This is a genomic window from Laspinema palackyanum D2c (assembly GCF_025370875.1).
In the GTDB taxonomy this organism is placed as follows: domain Bacteria; phylum Cyanobacteriota; class Cyanobacteriia; order Cyanobacteriales; family Laspinemataceae; genus Laspinema; species Laspinema palackyanum.
This window is the reverse complement of record NZ_JAMXFD010000003.1, coordinates 359051-377056: the sequence shown is the minus strand read 5'-3', so window position 1 is coordinate 377056 and position 18006 is coordinate 359051. Positions and strand designations below refer to the sequence as shown.

Genomic DNA, 18006 nt, shown 5'->3' with positions numbered 1-18006 from the left:
CGGGGTTCTGCCCTAAAATTTAGGAGGACTCAGTAGGGAGTTGTCACCAACAAGGCTCCAGTTGGAGAAAACTGAGCACTCAGCCCCACTCCATTGCTCCAAACCACTCCCAACCGCAGAAATATCAAATATCAGGGGACCCACTCCAGCTATCTACTTCTCAAGAAAGATGCGCTATCCCTGGATTTTTTCCTAGAGTAAGTCTACTTATTATCAACGATCGCCCGGGTTAACTTTGAGAATGGGGATACCCGTGGCAACTTTGTTTTCAGGGTCAGACCCATTCTGACCGCTTTTATTTGGAGGTTTCACAATGTTAAATAAATTTAACAAGACATCCCTTAACAAACGCAGCCCTCTGGTTGGCGTATCTTCCCTGTTTGGAAAGGTGAACGGGGCGATCGCCCTCGGACTGATGCTCCTGGTGCTGCCTGCTTGCGACGCGGCAGATCAAACCACGACTACGACGACCACAGAACCCGGAACTGATACCACAATGACTCCGGGAACTGACCCCACAATGGCCCCAGGAACTGATACCACAATGACTCCGGGAACTGACCCCACAATGGCCCCGGGCATGGGGACCGCTGGAATGACCACGGACCTTGGAGAGGTGGCGGATAATCCTAACCAGTTTATGGGTCAAACCGTGACCCTCAATGGTGAAGTGGCAGAGGTTCTCGGACCTAATGTTTTCCGGATCCAAGAAGATGAGGCCATTGGTGGGAGTGATATTATTGTGATTACGACGGACTCCCAAATGCCGGTGATGGAAGATAGTCAAGTCCAGGTGACGGGAGAAGTTCGTCAATTGGTGATTACTGAAATTGAACGGGATTACAATAATCTAGGCTGGGATGATACGTTACGCACTGAAATCGAACGGGAATATACCGATCGCCCTGCGATCGTGGCCCAGTCAATCGCACCCATGACGACTACTCCTTAATTAGACTCAGGCGATCGCCTGCTGAGTCTCTAAATAAAAAGAGAAGAGAACCGGAGTTCTCTTCTCTTTTGTGTTGGTGGGGTTTTGGGATGGGATAGGGTTGCGATCGCCCTTTATAGGTTCCCCTTTTAATTTCTTCCGCAACATCTGCTGCTGCTTCTTAAGTTGTCGTTGCCTTGCGCTGCCGCCTTTGCCCTTGGTATTTCTCCCCTGGCTACGAGGAGACTCCCAACTTTTGAGACGTTGAGCCATTGTCTTAATCCTTCTGTGTGTAATCTTGATTAATCAAACTATTTTACCATTTTAGCTTGGCTTTCCTGGGACTTGTCAAGTCCGCCGTAGAAAAATTGGAAAATCCCTGCGTCTGGAGTTCAGGTCCAGTCTCTCTGGCAGAAAACCACAAAATAGGGGTTCTCAGCTTTTGACTGAGAACCCCTATTTTATTCTTCCGATTTTAGAGAGTGGGCGAGGCGAGAGTCGAACTCGCACGACCGAAGCCGCCACATTTTGAGTGTGGTGCGTCTACCAATTTCGCCACTCGCCCTTTTTCTCGGTTTCACTACTATAACACATTTTTCCCTTTTGCAACAAAGTTTCATAATCTTTGCTGCTGGCCCAGCGATCAATCTCTCTAGCCCTTAGTACAGGCAGAGGATGGGTGAGTTGGCCGGTTTGGGCTTCCTTGAGCAGAAGGCCGAGTTCTGTACTACTGCTCTCATCGTAAGCCCGAGCTTGGGCGAGAAAGGCATCCAAATTGAGTTGGGGAGCCAGAGTAGGAGAACCCCCGGCCAATTTCATTAGGACCGAACTCACGACTCGCGAGTCCTGAGTGGCTAATAAGGCAGCGCGATCGCAGCTAAACTCGGCGCATCTTACCCACTGCAAAATTTGACTTTGGAGAGTTTGAGCAATCAAAGCCCCCACCGTCGAAAGTTGTCCTGCCGCTAACATGATCAAATTCGCCAGGGTCAAATAAACCCCATGTTCGCATTTGAGATGCCCCAGCTCATGTCCGATCACCGCCTGGATTTCCGCCGGTGTCAGCAGTTCAATCAGCGAGGTGTGAATCACCACAAAGGGTTTTTTGCCCCGCATCGCGAAGGTATAAGCATTCGGCATCGGATGTTGACGAACATAGAGCTCCGGGGTCTCTAAATCCAAAACCTGGCAGGCTTCCTTGAGCAACTGATGCAACTCGGGCAACTGTTGCTCACTGACCAAAACGCTAGAAGCAATATTATCCAGGTAAAAAAATTGTTCGCCAATGGAACCGAGCAACTGGCGGACGATTAAGTCTAGTCCAGGGAGTTGCTTGAGGGATTGGGTTGCTTCTAGATCCAGAGGATGACGAAAGCCATCTGCTTTGAGTCCGATCAGGGTTGTTTTTGGGAAAGCCATACCAGTTTAGGGACTAAGGTCTGATGACAGAGAATTCAGAGGTTTTCATCAGAAGAAAATACTTCCGTAAACCTCTATGCCCTTTCATTTTAGTGCGGATTGAGAAGATTGGATGGCGGTTGAGTTAGCTTCGCTCTCAGGAGGAGCCGGTTCGCGCTTGATCCGAACCCCGAGCTGTTGGAGTTTGAGGTCGAGGTTTTCGTAGCCGCGATCCAGGTGCTGCAACCCTTGAATGGTGGTTTTACCCTGAGCTGCGATCGCCGCGATCGCCAAGGCTGCCGAGGCGCGAAGGTCTGTTGCCATGACCGGAGCACCGGTCAGATGGGGGACACCCCGCACGATCGCCGTATGGCCTTTGACGCGAATATCTGCTCCCATGCGATTTAACTCAGCCACATGGCGCAGGCGATTTTCAAAGACGGTTTCGCTAATCAGGCTATCGCCATTACTCACCGTTAGCAAGGCCATAAATTGAGCCTGCATATCCGTGGGAAATCCCGGATAGGGCAAGGTTTCGATATCCGTGGCCTGAATGATATCCGGTCCAATCACCCGGAGGCGATCGGGGCCTTCAGCAATGATTTGAGCGCCGGTTTGCTTTAGTTTGGAAATTACCGGAGTCAGATGGTCACTGATCACGGGATAGAGACTGATATCCGAGCGAGAAATTGCGCCAGCGACTAAGAAGGTTCCGGCTTCAATGCGATCGGGAATGATGGGATAGTCAGCCGTATGCAGCCGGGGAACCCCTTCAATGACAATGGTTTTGGTCCCCGCACCGCGAATTTTTGCGCCTAGAGCGTTACAGAAGTTAGCCAAATCGATGACTTCTGGTTCTTGGGCGACATTATCCAGGATGGTTTCTCCATCAGCGAGGGTAGCCGCCATCATCAGGGTTTCGGTGGCACCGACGCTGGGATAGTCGAGATAAAATTTAGCGCCTTTTAAGCGGCGATCGCGTCCAGGAACGGACGCATGAACCATACCATGCTCGATATAGACATTAGCACCGAGGGCTTGCAGGCCCCGAACGTGGATATCTACAGGTCTAGCCCCGATCGCACAGCCCCCGGGAAGGGGAACATGGGCTTCTCCCAATCGAGCCAGTATCGGTCCAATGGCAAAGAAACTCGCCCGCAGTTGGCTGACTAATTCATAAGGGGCTTCCGAAGTCGTGATATCCCGAGCGTTGATATCCAGGACATCGCCGTTCCATTGCAGATCGACGCCGAGGGCCGAAAGCACTTGACCCATGCGAATGGCATCGACCAGGGATGGCACGTTCCGTAACCGACAGGGTTCCGGACAGAGCAGGGACCCGGCCATGATGACTAATGCGGCATTTTTGGCCCCGCTGATTTTGACTTCTCCTTGCAGGGGATGGCCTCCCCAAATGTGCAGGACCGAGGGATCAGCTTCGTGAGAGTTGGTGATGTTGAGCGAACCGAGAGAGGCAGTAATAGGTCTATCCTCCAGAATCAGTGGATGTGGTACACCTTTCGATTTGGTTTTGATTCTACCGGAAATATTTTAGATGTCCAGATTTATACCTAAAAAAATCTATTCCGGTAACCCCTGATACCAATAGAATCTTACCGTCAGCTAGTTTGTGTCCCGTGATGCGGATTTCACGGCGAGGACCTCCTCACGGTCCGCATCATTTGGGAAAACTATTCTAGCGGGTGTCTACTGGTGTACCTTAACTGGACATTCCTCAAAAGTGTAGTAGGTAGATGACGTAATTGGGAAAAAACTTTTTTAAATTGACCCCTTGACATCTAGGAGGAACTGAGGCACTATGGTAAATCGCAGTGCAAAACTGCTTTTTCGCGGAACTGGCGGAATTGGTAGACGCGCTAGATTCAGGTTCTAGTGTCCGCAAGGACTTCCGGGTTCAAGTCCCGGGTTCCGCATCTACACTCCATTTAATACCCCAATGTTGACGAGCCTTCAGAATCCTCTGGTCAAGCAGATGCGGAAGTTGCACGCGGCAAAGGAACGCGATCGCCAGCAACTGTTTTTGTTGGAAGGGACGCATCTACTGGAGGAAGCCTGTGGGGTGAATTATCCCCTAGAGGTGGTCTGTTTTACCCCGGAGTGGCAAGGGCGGTATCCTGAATTATGGGAAACCGTGACCCAGCGATCGCCCCGGTGTGAACTCGTCAATGAAGCAGTCCTCAAAGCAATGGCGACTACAGTCCAACCCGATGGGGTCGTGGCAGTCGCCAAACGGCGCGAGTCGGCGGTCCCCTCGATTCCCCAATCCGGGTTGACCCTCGCCTTGGAAACCCTCCAAGACCCCGGCAATCTTGGCACCCTGATTAGAACGGCTGCTGCCACCGGAACTCAAGGCATTTGGCTGAGTGCTGATAGTGTGGATGCAGCCTCTCCAAAAGTGTTACGCGCCTCTGCGGGACAGTGGTTTCGCTTGCCGGTTTCCGTCAGTGCGGATTTGAAGAGTGATGTCATCCGCGCACAACAACAAGGGGTGCAGGTCATTTCTACCACCGCCGATGCACCCCTAACTTACTGGGAAATTGATTATCAGCAACCCACTTTAGTCTTACTCGGCAATGAAGGCGCAGGATTATCTGCCGACTTACTCTCCACCGCCGATTATCAAGTTCGGATCCCGTTGCAGTCTGGGGTCGAATCTTTAAATGTGGCGATCGCCGCCGCTTTGATTTTATATGAAGCCCTCCGTCAAACCAGCCATTCGTCCCCGGTTTCTTAAACTGAGGCGATCGGACTCAACACCCTAAATTGATGAATCTTCAGTGGCGGGTTTGTGCAATTCCTTAAAAAATTCATCAATATCAGCCACTGCCTCTTCCAGATCATGGATAGTAAAAGTTGCCTTCTCTTCTTGTGCAGTCTTAATCGCTTGCCGTTCAGCTTCCCGAGCAGATGCAGCCTTCTGGTCCTCAACCAATTGCAAACGCTCTTGCAATGCATTTAGAGAATCTAAGAATGCCTTCTCCGCTGCCTCCCGGTCTTCGTGCTGATGGTTACTCATAACAAATTGACTCCCAATTGAATATGCACCACCCCGATTACCTCCGATTCCGGAGACGGGGACGAGTACCAATACTATGCCCTCGGTCGTACAGTGCAGATGCATCCCTAAATTCCTAGGGCATCGGTACAGTCGTAGAGAACAAAAGACAAGAAACCAGGCTTTTGGCCTCGATTTGTTGCTCTAATGTAGAGAGTTTGTAAAAAAACCCTTGTTTTAACCTCTACTGTACCGGCGCTCTTTTAGAGTGGGGCGGAGGGTTTTACTCCACTGTGGCAATGTTGCCAAAGCTGCGATCTCCCACCCAATCTAATGGTCTAATCTGGGTCCGATTCCGTTCCCGGAATAAAGCTGAGTTTATCCCCTTTGGAGAAAACTGGCTATTTTGCGATCGCCATCACGCTACAGGCAGCAGTTAGGCCGGATGGGGTGGGCAAGGCCAAACATTCCGGGGGTGAGAACCACCGCCTACCCTCGATGACAGCAGTTGGTTCAGGTGGAGTACAAGTTGGCAACCCATTCCCCATACCCGTTATAAGGAAGGGTTGGCTGACGTTTCCAAGATAAAGCTGGTCCGGTATCAACAATCCGTTCCGTGGCCTGGGACCAGCGCGGATGAGGCTTAGTTGGGTTGACATTCGCCTCAAAATCGTACTCGCTCGGCACTAAAGTATTCCAATAAGTCGCCGGTTGTTCGGCTAAAAATTCGATTTTAACAATAGATTTAGCTCCCTTAAACCCGTATTTCCACGGGATTACCATCCGCAGGGGTGCTCCATGTTGTTTGGGAAGGGTCCGACCGTAAATTCCTGTAGCAAAAAAGGCCAGTTCGTTGGCCATTTCTTCAATGCGTAAACTTTCGGTGTAAGGCCAAGGTAAGGTTCCTAAATGAAACCCGGGTCCCGGTGTGATTTCTGGATCATAAAATGAGGTAAATCGCACAAATTTAGCTGCGCTGGTGGGTTCCACAGCTTCGATGAAGCGTTTCATCGGGAATCCAATCCAGGGAACAACCATTGCCCAAGCTTCTACACATCGCAAGCGATAGATGCGTTCTTCTAGGGGAAATTGGGTTTGAATTTCGTCAATATCATAAATGCGGGGATTTTTGACCAGTCCACCGACTTCAATTTTCCAGTTTTCGGTGGGCAAACTTTGGGCAGATTTCCAAATTGATTTAGTCCCGCCAAATTCATAAAAATTATTGTAACGAGAGGCAAAGGATTGTTCCGTTATGGGCCGATCGCCTTCTATAAAGTTGGGGTTGCGCGGGATATTGGCTAAGGGAGTGGTATTTTGGATGAGTTCGCTCAGGGAATCGGAGTTGGTTTCACTTTTACAGCCACCCATCGGGAGAACGGTCGCCCCGATACCAGCGGCGATGGCTGTCTTCAAAAAGCGCCGACGGGACAAAAAGGCTGTTTCTGGAGTGGTTTGGTGTTCGGGAATTTCCCACGATTTGAGGATGCGGATGAGAACCATGATTGATAAAATTGGCAGTCGCCTTAAGTGTTTTTGAATGGAATCATCAAGAAAACATAGAAAAATTATAGAGTAAACTTAGCAGCCACTGGAGGGGCAATTCATGAATTGTCCCTCCAGTGGCGAGCAATGGTGAAAGTTTAGGGCGATCGCAAGTCGGTGATTTATCCGATTAAATTAATCCCTAAATCTTCTGGACTGACCAATTGGACAGAATTTAGCAAGTTAAACTGAGAAATATCCACATTCATTACCACGCCCAAAACTCGGTTATTAGAATCAATGATAGCCGTATCTCCAATACCATCCCCATTGACATCTAATGCACCAAGGGTAATTTGAGCGATATCGGTAACGTTGACTAATTTAATGAGATCACCTTCTGCAGCATTAAAATCTAAAATGCGATCGGCAGTGGCAGCATTTTGACCCGAAACATCACCCCGCAGGATAAAATCATCAGCATCAGCACCGCCCGAGAGAAAATCGGAACCGATATCTCCAATCAGAACATCTCGGCCCGCATCTCCATATAACATATCATTCCCTTGACCGCCTCGGACCAAGTCATCTCCCGCGCCGCCTTGGACGGTATCATCTCCTAAATTGCCATTGAGGACATCATTTCCAGGTCCTCCATCAAGCATATCCTTTTCTCTGCCACCTCGGAGAAAATCATCGCCCTCGCCTCCAATTAGCGTGTCATTTCCTTGGTTTCCATTGGCGATATCCGAACCACTACTGCCCAGAATGCGATCGTCCCCGTCCAGGGCGCGTAATCCTCCCTGCCAATTAATATCGTCTAAAGCCATTTCGATTAAGTTACTGGCTGAATCAGCGTCAATAAATCGCCCGAGTTGACTCCCCTGAGATGCTAAATTAATTAATTGAGAAAATCCGGTTCGTAACGCTCCATTTTGAATAAAGTTGGTATTGACAAAATCGGTGATTTGTGATGGTGAAATTCGTGAGGTAATTTCTGTGCTATTGACAAAGTTTTGAATTTGTCCTAGAGCGGAATTAATCAATTGAGTGGGATTGATGTCGGTGGGATTGGATTCAACTAACTGAGTAACTCGATTGAGGAGTTCAGAACCGACTTGATTGATGTCAATATTGTTCACTAGCCGAGAGAATACTGAGCTGAGAACAAAGCCAGTAGGCCCTAGAGTGATAAATTTAGCCGTTTGGATGGCAATATCTCGGGCCGCCTGATTTTCTTGCTCATTATCTTCTCCGACTCCCGGTAGAAAATCTAAAAATCCGTTAGGAATAACGTTGTTCAAGAAATCCATTGCTATTCTCCTTGAATGGGGGGATTAAATCTATAGTATAGAACATTTTTAAAAGCAGACATCGGGACGATTTTACCTAGGTCGTCAATTTTTTACTCGGAAGATTCAGTCATTCTAGGCGATCGCCATCAATCAGTACCTCCCTTCCCTTATTTTACCTCCCCCTATTGAGCTGGTTTAACAAAACTAGAACTAAGACGACATCAGAAAGGGGGTGTTGGTTTTCGGTTTCAATCCCCCTTTTTTTACTCTGGATAAAGTCTACTTACAGAATTGGACAACCTCCATCCCGGGGTTCGTTTCAGGGTTTTAGCGGACTGAGTTGACCAAAAGTCTCTCAACGGGAGTGCGATCGCCAACCTTCATCATTTTAATTCCTCCCGTCGGGGATAAAGTAACACCTCGGCGCTGGGGTTTGACTAAACTCCCTTCTCCCAATTTTAAATCATAGCCCGATAAGACTGTGGCTAACACTAACTTCATTTCATAAGCCGCTAATGCTGCTCCAATGCAGCGACGTTTACCTCCACCGAAAGGCATAAATTCGTAGGGAGAAAATTGCCGTTGTAAGAACCGTTCCGGCTTAAATTGATAGGAATTGGTATATAAATCTTCCCGATGGTGGAGTAGATAAATACAGCCGACTAAATCAGTTCCGGCTTTGAGCGAGTATCCTAATAAGTCCATCGGTTCTTCGACTCGCCGGGGAAAGGTTAACATACCCACAGGATAAAGTCGGAGAACTTCATTACAGACTGCGGTCAAATAAGGTAGGCTAAAAATATCCATCGGTGCGGGATTATCCCCGAGAGTAGCAATTTCCTCACGGAGACGATTTTCTACCTCGGGAAGAGCATGAACCCAATATAAAGCCCAGGACATGGCACTGGCAGTTGTTTCGTACCCAGCAAACAGTAAGGTCAGCAATTCATCCCGTAATTCTTTATCGGTCATGGCTTCACCTTCCGCATCCCGCGCTGACATTAACAGGGAGAGAATATCGAGGCGATCGCTAATATCCTGTTGACGGCGAGTAGAAATTTCTGCATAGAGTAATTTATCAATTTTTTCTCGAATTCTGAGAAAATATCCCCAAGGACTCCAAGGGCCTAAATCCACTTGTAACTGCTTAAAAAACAGGAGGGCCGAAGCAGCCGGAGTGTTAAAAACCTCTAGCATTAAAGTCATCAGATGTTTTAATTCCTGATAATTTTGCTTCGTTAAATCTAACCCAAAGACAGTTTGTAACATGACTTGGGATGAAATTTGAGCCATCACCGCACGGGCGATAAAAGGCTGAGAGGTTGGCACTTGTCTCATGACCGTTTCAGTAATTTCTCGAATCATTTTGCCATAAGATTTCATGCGATCGCCATGAAACGGAGGCATCAATAATTGGCGCTGACGACGGTGGCGATCGCCCTCTAACATAATCACCGAATACTCTCCCAGCAAAGGTTCCACAATTTCATTCACCTTTCCAGGGACACTCAATTGCTTGTTATCGTGGGTTAAAATGTATTGAATGGCTTGGGGATGAGAGACGAAAACAAGGGTATTGCCAAACCCGACAACCTCGGCTTGAAATAGGTCGGGATATTGTCGAACATGGCTTTCCATATATCCCACAGGATTCAGGATCCACTGTAATTTTTGCAACAAACGGGGGGTCCCTAAATGAGGTAGTGTCATTGATCTTGTGAAGGAGTAGTTTTATCAATTTTAAGAGATTTTCTGAAAAATGAACCCGAATGGCTGACTTAACTGATAAGAAGCGGTGCAAGGATCATATTTTTACCCCCTGGGAGAAACCCTTATGAAAGACAATCAACAACGACCTGTTATCAAGGCGATCGCCTACTCCCCCTTAGAAATCGTCCTGGAAATTACCGCCTTGATGGGTGTCGTTGCCAGTCTGGCGATCGGCTTCTACTATTGGCATCGCCTCCCCCCTTCAATTCCCCTCCACTTTGGTATCACAGGCAAACCCGACTTATGGGGACCTAAACTAACTTTCTGGTTAATTCCCAGCATCGGATTCATCAGTTATCTAGCCATGACAATTACTAATTTCTTTCCCAATACCTTTAATTATCCAGTCCCCATCACCCCAGAAAACTTACCAACTCAATATAAAATCGCTCGTCAGGTTTTGCTGTGGATGAAAGCAGAAGTTATGGGAATTCTCCTCTGGATTGAATGGGGAATGATTCAAGTGGCCTTGAAACAATCCACTCATTTATCAATTTTTTATCTGCTGGGCTTTTTAGCTTTGTTATTTTTAACGATTGGGTTTTATTTAAGGAAATCTTATTGCGATCGGTAGGAGTGTCAAGATAGAAAGTTGAGGCCAGCTTCCTGTTGCCAGTCAATTTTTCTAACCGGCAACTGCTCTCCTAAGCCGGGTCCGCCTCAGAGAGAAGCCTCCAGTCGAGCCTCTCCACTACTTATGGGATTGACATAAAAATCAACCCTTGATATAGTGTAAATAAATACCACAGAGACTAGGAGGGGCAATGACAACTAGCTACCTCGAACCACAACTGATGCCTGATGAACTGACACTCAGACTGATTGCCAGTGGTGTCATTCAATTATCGGAGACCGTTAAAAACGGCCAATCCCTGACACTTCCTTACCCCCGAACACTGCAACGGGGTTTAGATCGACTGGTTTTAAAATGCTTGAATCAGTGTCAGCCACCGCCACAGGGTGTACCCGAGTTGCTGGACTGGTGTCGCCGTCCTCTGTCCGAGTGGCCCTTGCAACTGCCCGACGATGCAGGAATCGCAGACACCCTACTGGATGGTCAAATACCGACGAGTATTTGCGAGGAATGGGCGATCGCGAGTCCAGATATCGAAGCCGAACTCACCCAGCAGCAGTTACTCCTTAATGTAATGCAGGTTTGCAGTTCGGTTAACGCTCCCAAAGCCTATGTTGCGTTCAGATATCTGCTAATCGATAAGCCCGTACTCACTGAAGTTGAGTTACTTCAGCGTTGTATCGACCCGGTATTAGAACCGCTTGCAGAACAGATTCATACGGCTTACGAACAAGCACCGGATTCTTGTGCAGTAGAAGGTTATTTTCACTGCTGTGCTAACTGTGACAACTTAATGCTCCGCACCGATAAAGGCGATCTAATTTGTGTCGAGGAACGCTGCCGCAGGAAAGGGACTGCCAAAAGCGATCGCCCCTTACCCCAAAAACAGAGAGTGTTATGGCTCAAGCGAGGATTGCGGCGATTCGTTGCTGCACCAGGTCGTGCGGAATTAAGGTTAGCCGAGAAACTGGAAAAATTAAGTTTGACCGTTGAACTCTGGCCGAATTTTGACAAATACGATCTGCGAATTGAGTTTCCGGATCGAGAAGCTTGGGCGATCGATGTCAAAGATTGGGCCAATCCATTTTTACTAGCTCAGAAAGTGAAGCAGCAAAGTCCAATGATTCCCAGCCAACCCTCTTGGAATAAAGCTTATTTTGTCTTCCCCGATGATCGCAAAGTTCAACGTACCGATTATTTACGCGCTTTTCTTAATCATTGTCCACTCCCCAAACATATTAAGGCAAAGTTTGAAACTGAATTTATCACAGATGTTAAAAATAAGCTGCGGAGGTGCAAGTAAATGCGGAATACAAGTTCTTGGCGACAGAAGCTGACTCCTTTGCTTCGCAAAGACTGGCCTCAAAGTGTAACAGGTTTAAATATCCCCACATTTTGTGACATTGAACTGGGGCTTTATTTATTGTCCGAACTTGCACCACAATCACCAGCACGGGCTTTGTGGGTGTTGCTGACTGGCTATCCCTTTCCAGGAGAAGAAGTACAACACTGGAACGATGAACACCATCGAATGGTGGGAAACGCACGGCACATTTTAAGCCAGTTTAGAAGCGAATACAAGTGGGAGCAAGCTTTGAAGCGCTATCGTCAAATAGACGAGCGACTGCGAGGCTACCAGATAGATGAAAAATTAGAGACCTTTTCCCGGCAAGAAGTCAGCATTTGTTCTAACCGCCAGGAAATCTACGCCAAAGCCCTCAAACACCCACTACCCCACAGTACAGAGTCTGTCAAATGGACAACTGTTGGCACTTATGAGTGTTCCGATGGCAAATATCGCGTCACGGTTCCGATTCCAAATCATTTAATATTCCCACCACCTTCAGGTCACAATTTGGTAGGAAAAACAAAAAAAAAGCCGTTAATCGTTCCTTGGAGCGAACTGATAGAAACAGCAGGTTGGATGGACAAACAATCATCCGGGAAGTGGGAACAGCGTCTTTCCCGAGTCCGTTTAGACTTGTTTGGTTCTGATGGTAAGCTTGCCCGTGCTGACACCTTGACGTTAGATGGGTTAATGCACCTAATCGGCATGGTATCTTCGGGTAAATCAACCTTAATGGATATCTTGGCAGTTTGGGCAGCACGTAAGGGACTTCATGTGACAATTGTTGTCGGAGATGTGATTGGGGCGCTTAATCGGGCTAGACTATTTGCTCAGTTCGATATTCCCGTCGCTCCCATCCTGGGTGCATCCAATCGGATCCGTCATACGAACCGCCTGCACCGCACACTGACTGCGGAAGAACCTCTCGCTCAGTTAGCGCAAGAACATATCGGTTTCCGGTGGCTGAGTACCGCCTGTCCGGTCAGCGAACTGCGTCGAGATGTCAGTAAACCTTTTCAAATGGGTAAGCAGCCTTGTCTGACACTGTTTCCGGCCACTAATTCAGAGCCAGAAGAAGGTGAAACAGAACAACCCAAACCCTACGCCTGTGCGCTATATAGTGCCTGTCCCTTTCATCAGGCACAGCGAGACTTGGTAGAGGCAAAAATTTGGATTGCCACACCTGCGAGCTTGGTGTACACTCGCGTTGCCAAACAACTCAACCCCCAACAGATTCGGTTTTTCGAGTTGGTGTATCGTCACAGTGATCTAGTGATTGTGGATGAAGCGGACCAAGTTCAGGTCCAACTCGATACTCTATTCAGTCCTTCTCAGAAATTATCTGGGATTGGAGGAGATGGCTGGCTCTCTCAAGTCCAGCAACCTGTGGTGCAGCAACTGAATCAACACGGACATCGCCAACTTGCCGATCCGGAAATTGAACGCTGGGACAAAGCCCATGATGTAGTTCAGACGATGAGAAGTCGCTTGTATGGGTTAGTCCAAAGCCAACAAAAAGCGTTAAACCAATGGATCGAGAAGGGTGACTATTTTACCGATTGGCTGATTTTGGACAAGTTAGCGATCGCGCTAAGTGGTGCATCGGCAACAACTCGCGATGAGCATCCGGGCTATCGCCGACTGCGGCAATTATTTGATGAATATTTGGATGACCCCCTTGGAGATCGCACTAACCACCCACTCTCGCAATTAACCAGCAAGTATCCTTTAACGAACAATGAAGAGGCGATTCGAGAGCAACTTGGGGAATGGATCGAGCGGCACAAAGAGCCTAACGTTATCCTGACGGAGCAACAATTAAAAGATGCGGTTTTCCAACTGGAATTTGCCATGTTAGTGGCGGTGCTCTCAGACCGACTCAATCAAATATTGCGCGATTGGAAGCAAGTTGAGGAGCCATTCCAACTGGCTGGTCAAAGTTCGATGTTGTTTCAGAGTCCACCGAGGGACTATGAAGCGATCGTTCCTGCTTCTGCAATGGGAAATGTGCTGGCATTTCAATACGTGCGATCGAGCAATAACGGGTCCGGAGATTTACGCTTTTTCAAGTGTACAGGCGTCGGACGCTGGCTGTTGCTGCACCTCCACGATGCCTTTGCCAGTGATGGGATTGTTGGGCCTGATGTTTTGTTGCTTTCTGGGACAAGTTGGGCGGGTACAGCACCCGGGTATCACGTTCAAGTCCCTGTAGCAGGAGTGCTGCGATCGCCAGAAGAAGAATTACAGGCGATCGCCACCAGTTCCTTTGAATTCAGCCCATTCTATGACAATGAAGGAAATCCGATTACTGTATCCGGTGCTACGGGTGAGGGGAGGATTCAAGCTCTAAAAGAACTGCTCAATAAACTTGCCAAACCAGGGGGTTTAGGGGGTCCAAGTGTGCTAGAAGTTGAGCGAAAGCAACTCCCTGAAGGACGACAAAGAATTCTACTCCTCGTGGGAAGTTATGAACAAGCCAAACGGGTACACGAACACCTGGATACTCTTCGTCCAGACTGGCGAGGGCAAATCCTTCACTTGATGCGGGATGATGATGAATTTGGCACTCAGTGGAATTCTGATGAAAAGGGAATTCAGCGGGGCCTAGTTCATGAATTTGCCAAGACGGAAGCGTGGATTTTGATTGCGCCATTGATGGCGATAGAACGGGGACACAATATTCTCAACCAAGAGGATAAGGCTGCGATCGGCGCGGCATATTTTTTAGTTCGCCCTCATCCCCGTCCCGATGATATCAGTTATGCGATTCATTCCATTAATCGCTGGGCAGTAGAGCGCTATTCGGATACTGCATGGTTGTCAAAAAATTGTCCAGAGGGTGTCCTTAATCTTGAAAATATTGGTCATGCTTTCCGACATGAGGCATATCGACGCTGGCTTTATCTTCTCCGCCTGCCCATGATTTACAGTACCCTGCCCGATACCGAACGAGAAGCTGTAACCTGGAATCAACTCGTATCGATTTGGCAAGTTATCGGGCGTTTGATACGGGGTGGCGCTCCTGCTCGTGTATTCTTCTGCGATGCGGCTTTTGCGCGTCGTACCGCCTTCCAAGACGAACGACTTGACGAGCCATTGAGCAGTCTTTTAGTCAGTATCAAACAAGTTTTACGCCCTTATTTTAGTCCCGATTCAGGGATAAAACCCCAAGAGCGAGAACTGGTTCAGGCACTTTATGGGCCATTTTATCAAGCCATTGAAAACATAGGAGGCATCGCTGATGAGTTATGACCAATTACGCACCCTCTCGTTCCGGCTGGCGGAGGGACAAAAATCCGACTTCCATTCTTTTTACCTTCTCAACTTTCCGGAATCCTGGAAGCATGAGCTAAAAAAATTACAGGGTGAGCTAAAAAATCGCCCACCTGATAAAGTTAACTTGCCGATCACTTCGTTGAATAAAGCAATGCGGGCGCTAGTACCCGATCTCATTTATATTGAAAAAAATTCAGGCAAATTAGAAGTACAACGTTGGCTTTACAGTTCACGGGCGATCGACCCAACGGCTTTATATTTAATTATCCATGCTTGGGTCAAAACGGAATTTGCCAAAGCGTCAGATTCTCGACTCCAACAAATCCTTTCTCAAATGCGAGTTGAGGATTTATCCTGGGAACAGACCACCTTGGATATCACACAATGGACAACTGCACCCAACGGCACCGCCCAACCGGGAAATCAGGATAGTTTTATCTTGCTCCCTCATGTTTTGGCAGCCAAATTAAGCCAAGATGATGTAGTCATTGAATTTGAGTCAGAACCCCTGCGTTTTCGCCGCGCACCTTTATCAATTGGCAGCCAAGGAGCGGAACTGGTTTCTTGGAAACCTTTGGAGTATAAAGGTTGTTACTGGTCGGTTGTAATCACTTTCACGATTCAAACCGTTCCCTTTCAGAATTTTCCTGTCCTCCATTGCGATCTAAGTTTGCGGCGCTGGGTTAGTCTGCAAAAGAGTTATATTCCTGGTGGCAAAGAAACCAGTGTTTATTTACTGACTGAAGTGCCTTGGATTGATGGGCTACCCTATTCCAATAGCTTTCAGGTTGCTCCCATTGGATGGAAGCGGGTGTCTGCATCTAAGCGACAGGAGGCCGACTGCTCTAAGCAATTAATCTGGGGTAGTCAGTTAGCGACGTTACTTGACAAGCTTAATCCTCAACATCGATTTCCTGACCCTGCTAAAATACTGGCGGATCCAGTTTCAGCCCTTAATTTTAGTGGGAGTCCAAGTGCCGCAGTAACGTATCGAAATGATATTAAACCAGAGCATCGAGTCAATCCAGGCTTAAATCCAGGACACCGTCGTTTGGTTGCAGAACAAATTGCACAACTTTTGGGTCCACAGTGGGAATTTGTACAGGCTCCTGAACGGGTTAAATTTAGCTGTAAAGCCCCAAAAATTCCCATTCTGCCAAAACCGACACAAGATGATAGTGAAATTGCAGAGACTAAGCTAGAAACCCTGACAAAAACTCAATCTCTCTACCGCCAAGCTCTTAAGAATACACTAGGCGATCGCCTGACGGTAGAAATCTGGTATCAAGAGGAAGCAACACACAACACTTTGCTCCAAGGAATTCGCTACTGTCTGGGAATTCCCGATTCAGTATCGTTTCCCTACCAATTCCCAGAATCAGGATTTGTTTTGAATCTATGTTCGCAGCGTTTGGGTTCCCTTGGCGATCGCTTGGAGCTTGATCATCAGATCAAAAAGCAAACAGAGCAACTGCGAAAAGCAATTATTAAGCGGGGAGAAGAAGTTGGAAACAAGGTTTCACCAGCATCTGAAATAACGGGGGCATTTATTGAAATCAGACCGAAAGACAGATTTCAGAATCGCAATGAAGATCCCAAACAAGCTTTGCGTCGGGGATTCGCTCTAGTCAATCGTCTGACACAATTTATCAGCACCGAAAATCCTAATTTATCTCAGAGTGTTATTACTGCATTTCTTGATTTACTGCGTCAGCTTGGAGTACAGATCGAGCCGCTCACCGTAGAGATAAGCATTAAAAAACCTAAAGAGCAATCTAGGAAAGAATTCACTGCCCACTCCAAAAATAATCTTATACCGGAAACCATCAATTATGTTGGTGTGTGGTTAATTAAACATAACTCTCCAACCAGCGCAGATAGTAGTATTCAGCGAGTGCCAGTCATGATTCACATGGCATCAAACACGAATGAAATTCAAGTAAAAGCTCCTGGTTTTGATGGATGGTTGCTCTATAGAGATGCTCTCCAACAAATTGCCCGAGGAGAAAAAGTGTTTGGTATTGCTCGACTAGAACAGGCAGTTCCGTTCATCGAGCAGACGCTCAAATGTGATATTTTACCTCTAGGAGATACCCTTTTACTCTGTCATGCACAGAACCTTAGAAGTGGCTGGAAATGGCTTCAAAATGGTAAAATAACACAGGATATGGTGGCATTTGGTATCCAGAAACCCTTGCCCATTCAACGATTTAAGGGACTTCGTATCGTGCGATTGCGGGATAGCCAAGCCCACGAAACCCCAGAATGGTTCGTTGCCAAGGAGAATCAAGAAGCAGGCTTTACAAAAGGTTTATTTGTAATGGGTGAACGACTTTTCGCTAGTACCTACAATACCCCTAAACAGTTTCCGTTCAATCGGAACGTCTTTAAGCCGAGTACCTATTACTGGAATCCGGGTTTATTGGAGCTGACGGTTGCCTGCATTCAGCCGGATGATGAGGCATTCGCTTGGGCAGCACTGACTCATCAACTGCGGCATCTTGCCCTCCAATTTGATGAACCTCTCAAACTCCCGTTACCGCTTCATTTGGCAATGAAAATAGAAGAGTATGTAACGTTGATTGATGTCGAGGATGAAGAATAAAGTCTAAGTTTTGGGAAAAGTAGCGGCGATCGCTTTCCTCAAATAAGCGCTCAACAGAGTGATGAGAAAGCGATCGCTTCCTGATCTCGCCCTATGTTTGCTCTTTCTTTCACTCTTCTTCATATTGGCAGTAGGGGTGCGATCGCTTCTAACAATTCCGGAATATCCCTTTGAATTGCTTCCCACACTTCCTCTAACTTCACGATATCGTATTGATGCGTCACTTTATCCCTCATCCCTGCAATTTCCGGGTGCTGACTGCGAAATTCCATTGAAATTCGTTTGACCGCTTCCCCGATTATCGTCAG

Annotated in this window: 15 protein-coding genes and 2 tRNA genes; 8 read left to right on the top strand and 9 right to left on the bottom strand. The window is 47.5% G+C overall.

What is annotated here, in order from left to right:
- Positions 1–313 precede the first annotated feature (313 nt).
- Positions 314–952, top strand: coding sequence for a hypothetical protein (locus NG795_RS06730; protein WP_367287882.1), 639 nt, complete (start codon positions 314–316; stop codon positions 950–952).
- 6 nt (positions 953–958) lie between these two features.
- On the opposite strand, the gene NG795_RS06725 is transcribed toward NG795_RS06730, so the two are convergent.
- From NG795_RS06725 to murA, 4 genes are all read right to left on the bottom strand, one after another.
- Positions 959–1204, bottom strand: a complete 246-nt coding sequence (locus tag NG795_RS06725; protein WP_367287881.1) for a hypothetical protein — start codon at positions 1202–1204, stop codon at positions 959–961.
- Positions 1205–1414: 210 nt separating this feature from the next.
- Positions 1415–1496: transfer RNA gene (locus NG795_RS06720), tRNA-Leu, on the bottom strand.
- Positions 1475–2350 (bottom strand): M48 family metallopeptidase, encoded by an 876-nt coding sequence (locus tag NG795_RS06715; RefSeq protein ID WP_261206399.1) that lies wholly within the window; start codon positions 2348–2350, stop codon positions 1475–1477. Before NG795_RS06715 ends, NG795_RS06720 begins: the two co-directional genes overlap by 22 nt.
- An 84-nt stretch (positions 2351–2434) precedes the next feature.
- On the bottom strand, positions 2435–3811 hold the full coding sequence (gene murA, locus NG795_RS06710; RefSeq protein ID WP_367287913.1) for a UDP-N-acetylglucosamine 1-carboxyvinyltransferase: 1377 nt from the start codon (positions 3809–3811) through the stop codon (positions 2435–2437).
- Between the two features lie 368 nt (positions 3812–4179).
- Here murA and NG795_RS06705 point away from each other — a divergent pair.
- Positions 4180–4263: transfer RNA gene (locus tag NG795_RS06705), tRNA-Leu, on the top strand.
- 23 nt (positions 4264–4286) lie between these two features.
- Positions 4287–5084: a TrmH family RNA methyltransferase gene (locus tag NG795_RS06700; protein ID WP_367287880.1), complete on the top strand. Its 798-nt coding sequence runs from the start codon at positions 4287–4289 to the stop codon at positions 5082–5084.
- Positions 5085–5108: 24 nt separating this feature from the next.
- Here the strand turns inward: NG795_RS06700 and NG795_RS06695 are convergent, their stop codons facing one another.
- Positions 5109–5366 carry a hypothetical protein gene (locus tag NG795_RS06695; protein ID WP_367287879.1) on the bottom strand — a complete coding sequence of 86 codons (258 nt, stop codon included), beginning with the start codon at positions 5364–5366 and terminating at the stop codon, positions 5109–5111.
- Positions 5367–5638: 272 nt separating this feature from the next.
- Between NG795_RS06695 and NG795_RS06690 the strand changes: the two genes are divergently transcribed.
- Entirely contained in the window at positions 5639–5785 is a 147-nt protein-coding gene (locus NG795_RS06690; RefSeq protein WP_367287878.1) for a hypothetical protein, read from the top strand.
- Positions 5786–5858: 73 nt separating this feature from the next.
- Here NG795_RS06690 and msrP read toward each other — a convergent pair whose 3' ends face one another.
- The 3 genes from msrP to NG795_RS06675 form a co-directional block, all read right to left on the bottom strand.
- Entirely contained in the window at positions 5859–6848 is a 990-nt protein-coding gene (gene msrP / locus NG795_RS06685; protein ID WP_367287877.1) for a protein-methionine-sulfoxide reductase catalytic subunit MsrP, read from the bottom strand.
- A 164-nt stretch (positions 6849–7012) separates the two neighbouring features.
- The gene (locus tag NG795_RS06680; protein ID WP_367287876.1) at positions 7013–8143 is read right to left on the bottom strand and encodes a calcium-binding protein; all 1131 of its coding nucleotides are present in this window, start codon (positions 8141–8143) and stop codon (positions 7013–7015) included.
- A 309-nt stretch (positions 8144–8452) separates the two neighbouring features.
- On the bottom strand, positions 8453–9835 hold the full coding sequence (locus NG795_RS06675) for a cytochrome P450 (protein ID WP_367287875.1): 1383 nt from the start codon (positions 9833–9835) through the stop codon (positions 8453–8455).
- A 124-nt stretch (positions 9836–9959) separates the two neighbouring features.
- Here NG795_RS06675 and NG795_RS06670 point away from each other — a divergent pair, with 124 nt between their 5' ends.
- The 4 genes from NG795_RS06670 (at position 9960) to NG795_RS06655 (ending at position 17698) form a co-directional block, all read left to right on the top strand.
- Complete coding sequence (locus NG795_RS06670) at positions 9960–10469, top strand: DUF1648 domain-containing protein (protein WP_367287874.1); 510 nt, start codon at positions 9960–9962, stop codon at positions 10467–10469.
- Between the two features lie 190 nt (positions 10470–10659).
- On the top strand, positions 10660–11772 hold the full coding sequence (locus NG795_RS06665) for a pPIWI_RE_Y domain-containing protein (RefSeq protein WP_367287873.1): 1113 nt from the start codon (positions 10660–10662) through the stop codon (positions 11770–11772).
- Complete coding sequence (locus NG795_RS06660) at positions 11773–15069, top strand: pPIWI_RE_Z domain-containing protein (protein ID WP_367287872.1); 3297 nt, start codon at positions 11773–11775, stop codon at positions 15067–15069.
- Positions 15059–17698, top strand: coding sequence for a pPIWI_RE module domain-containing protein (locus NG795_RS06655; RefSeq protein ID WP_367287871.1), 2640 nt, complete (start codon positions 15059–15061; stop codon positions 17696–17698). Before NG795_RS06660 ends, NG795_RS06655 begins: the two co-directional genes overlap by 11 nt.
- A gap of 119 nt (positions 17699–17817) precedes the next feature.
- On the opposite strand, the gene NG795_RS06650 is transcribed toward NG795_RS06655, so the two are convergent.
- The gene (locus NG795_RS06650; protein WP_367287912.1) at positions 17818–17997 is read right to left on the bottom strand and encodes a HepT-like ribonuclease domain-containing protein; all 180 of its coding nucleotides are present in this window, start codon (positions 17995–17997) and stop codon (positions 17818–17820) included.
- Positions 17998–18006: the final 9 nt, after the last annotated feature.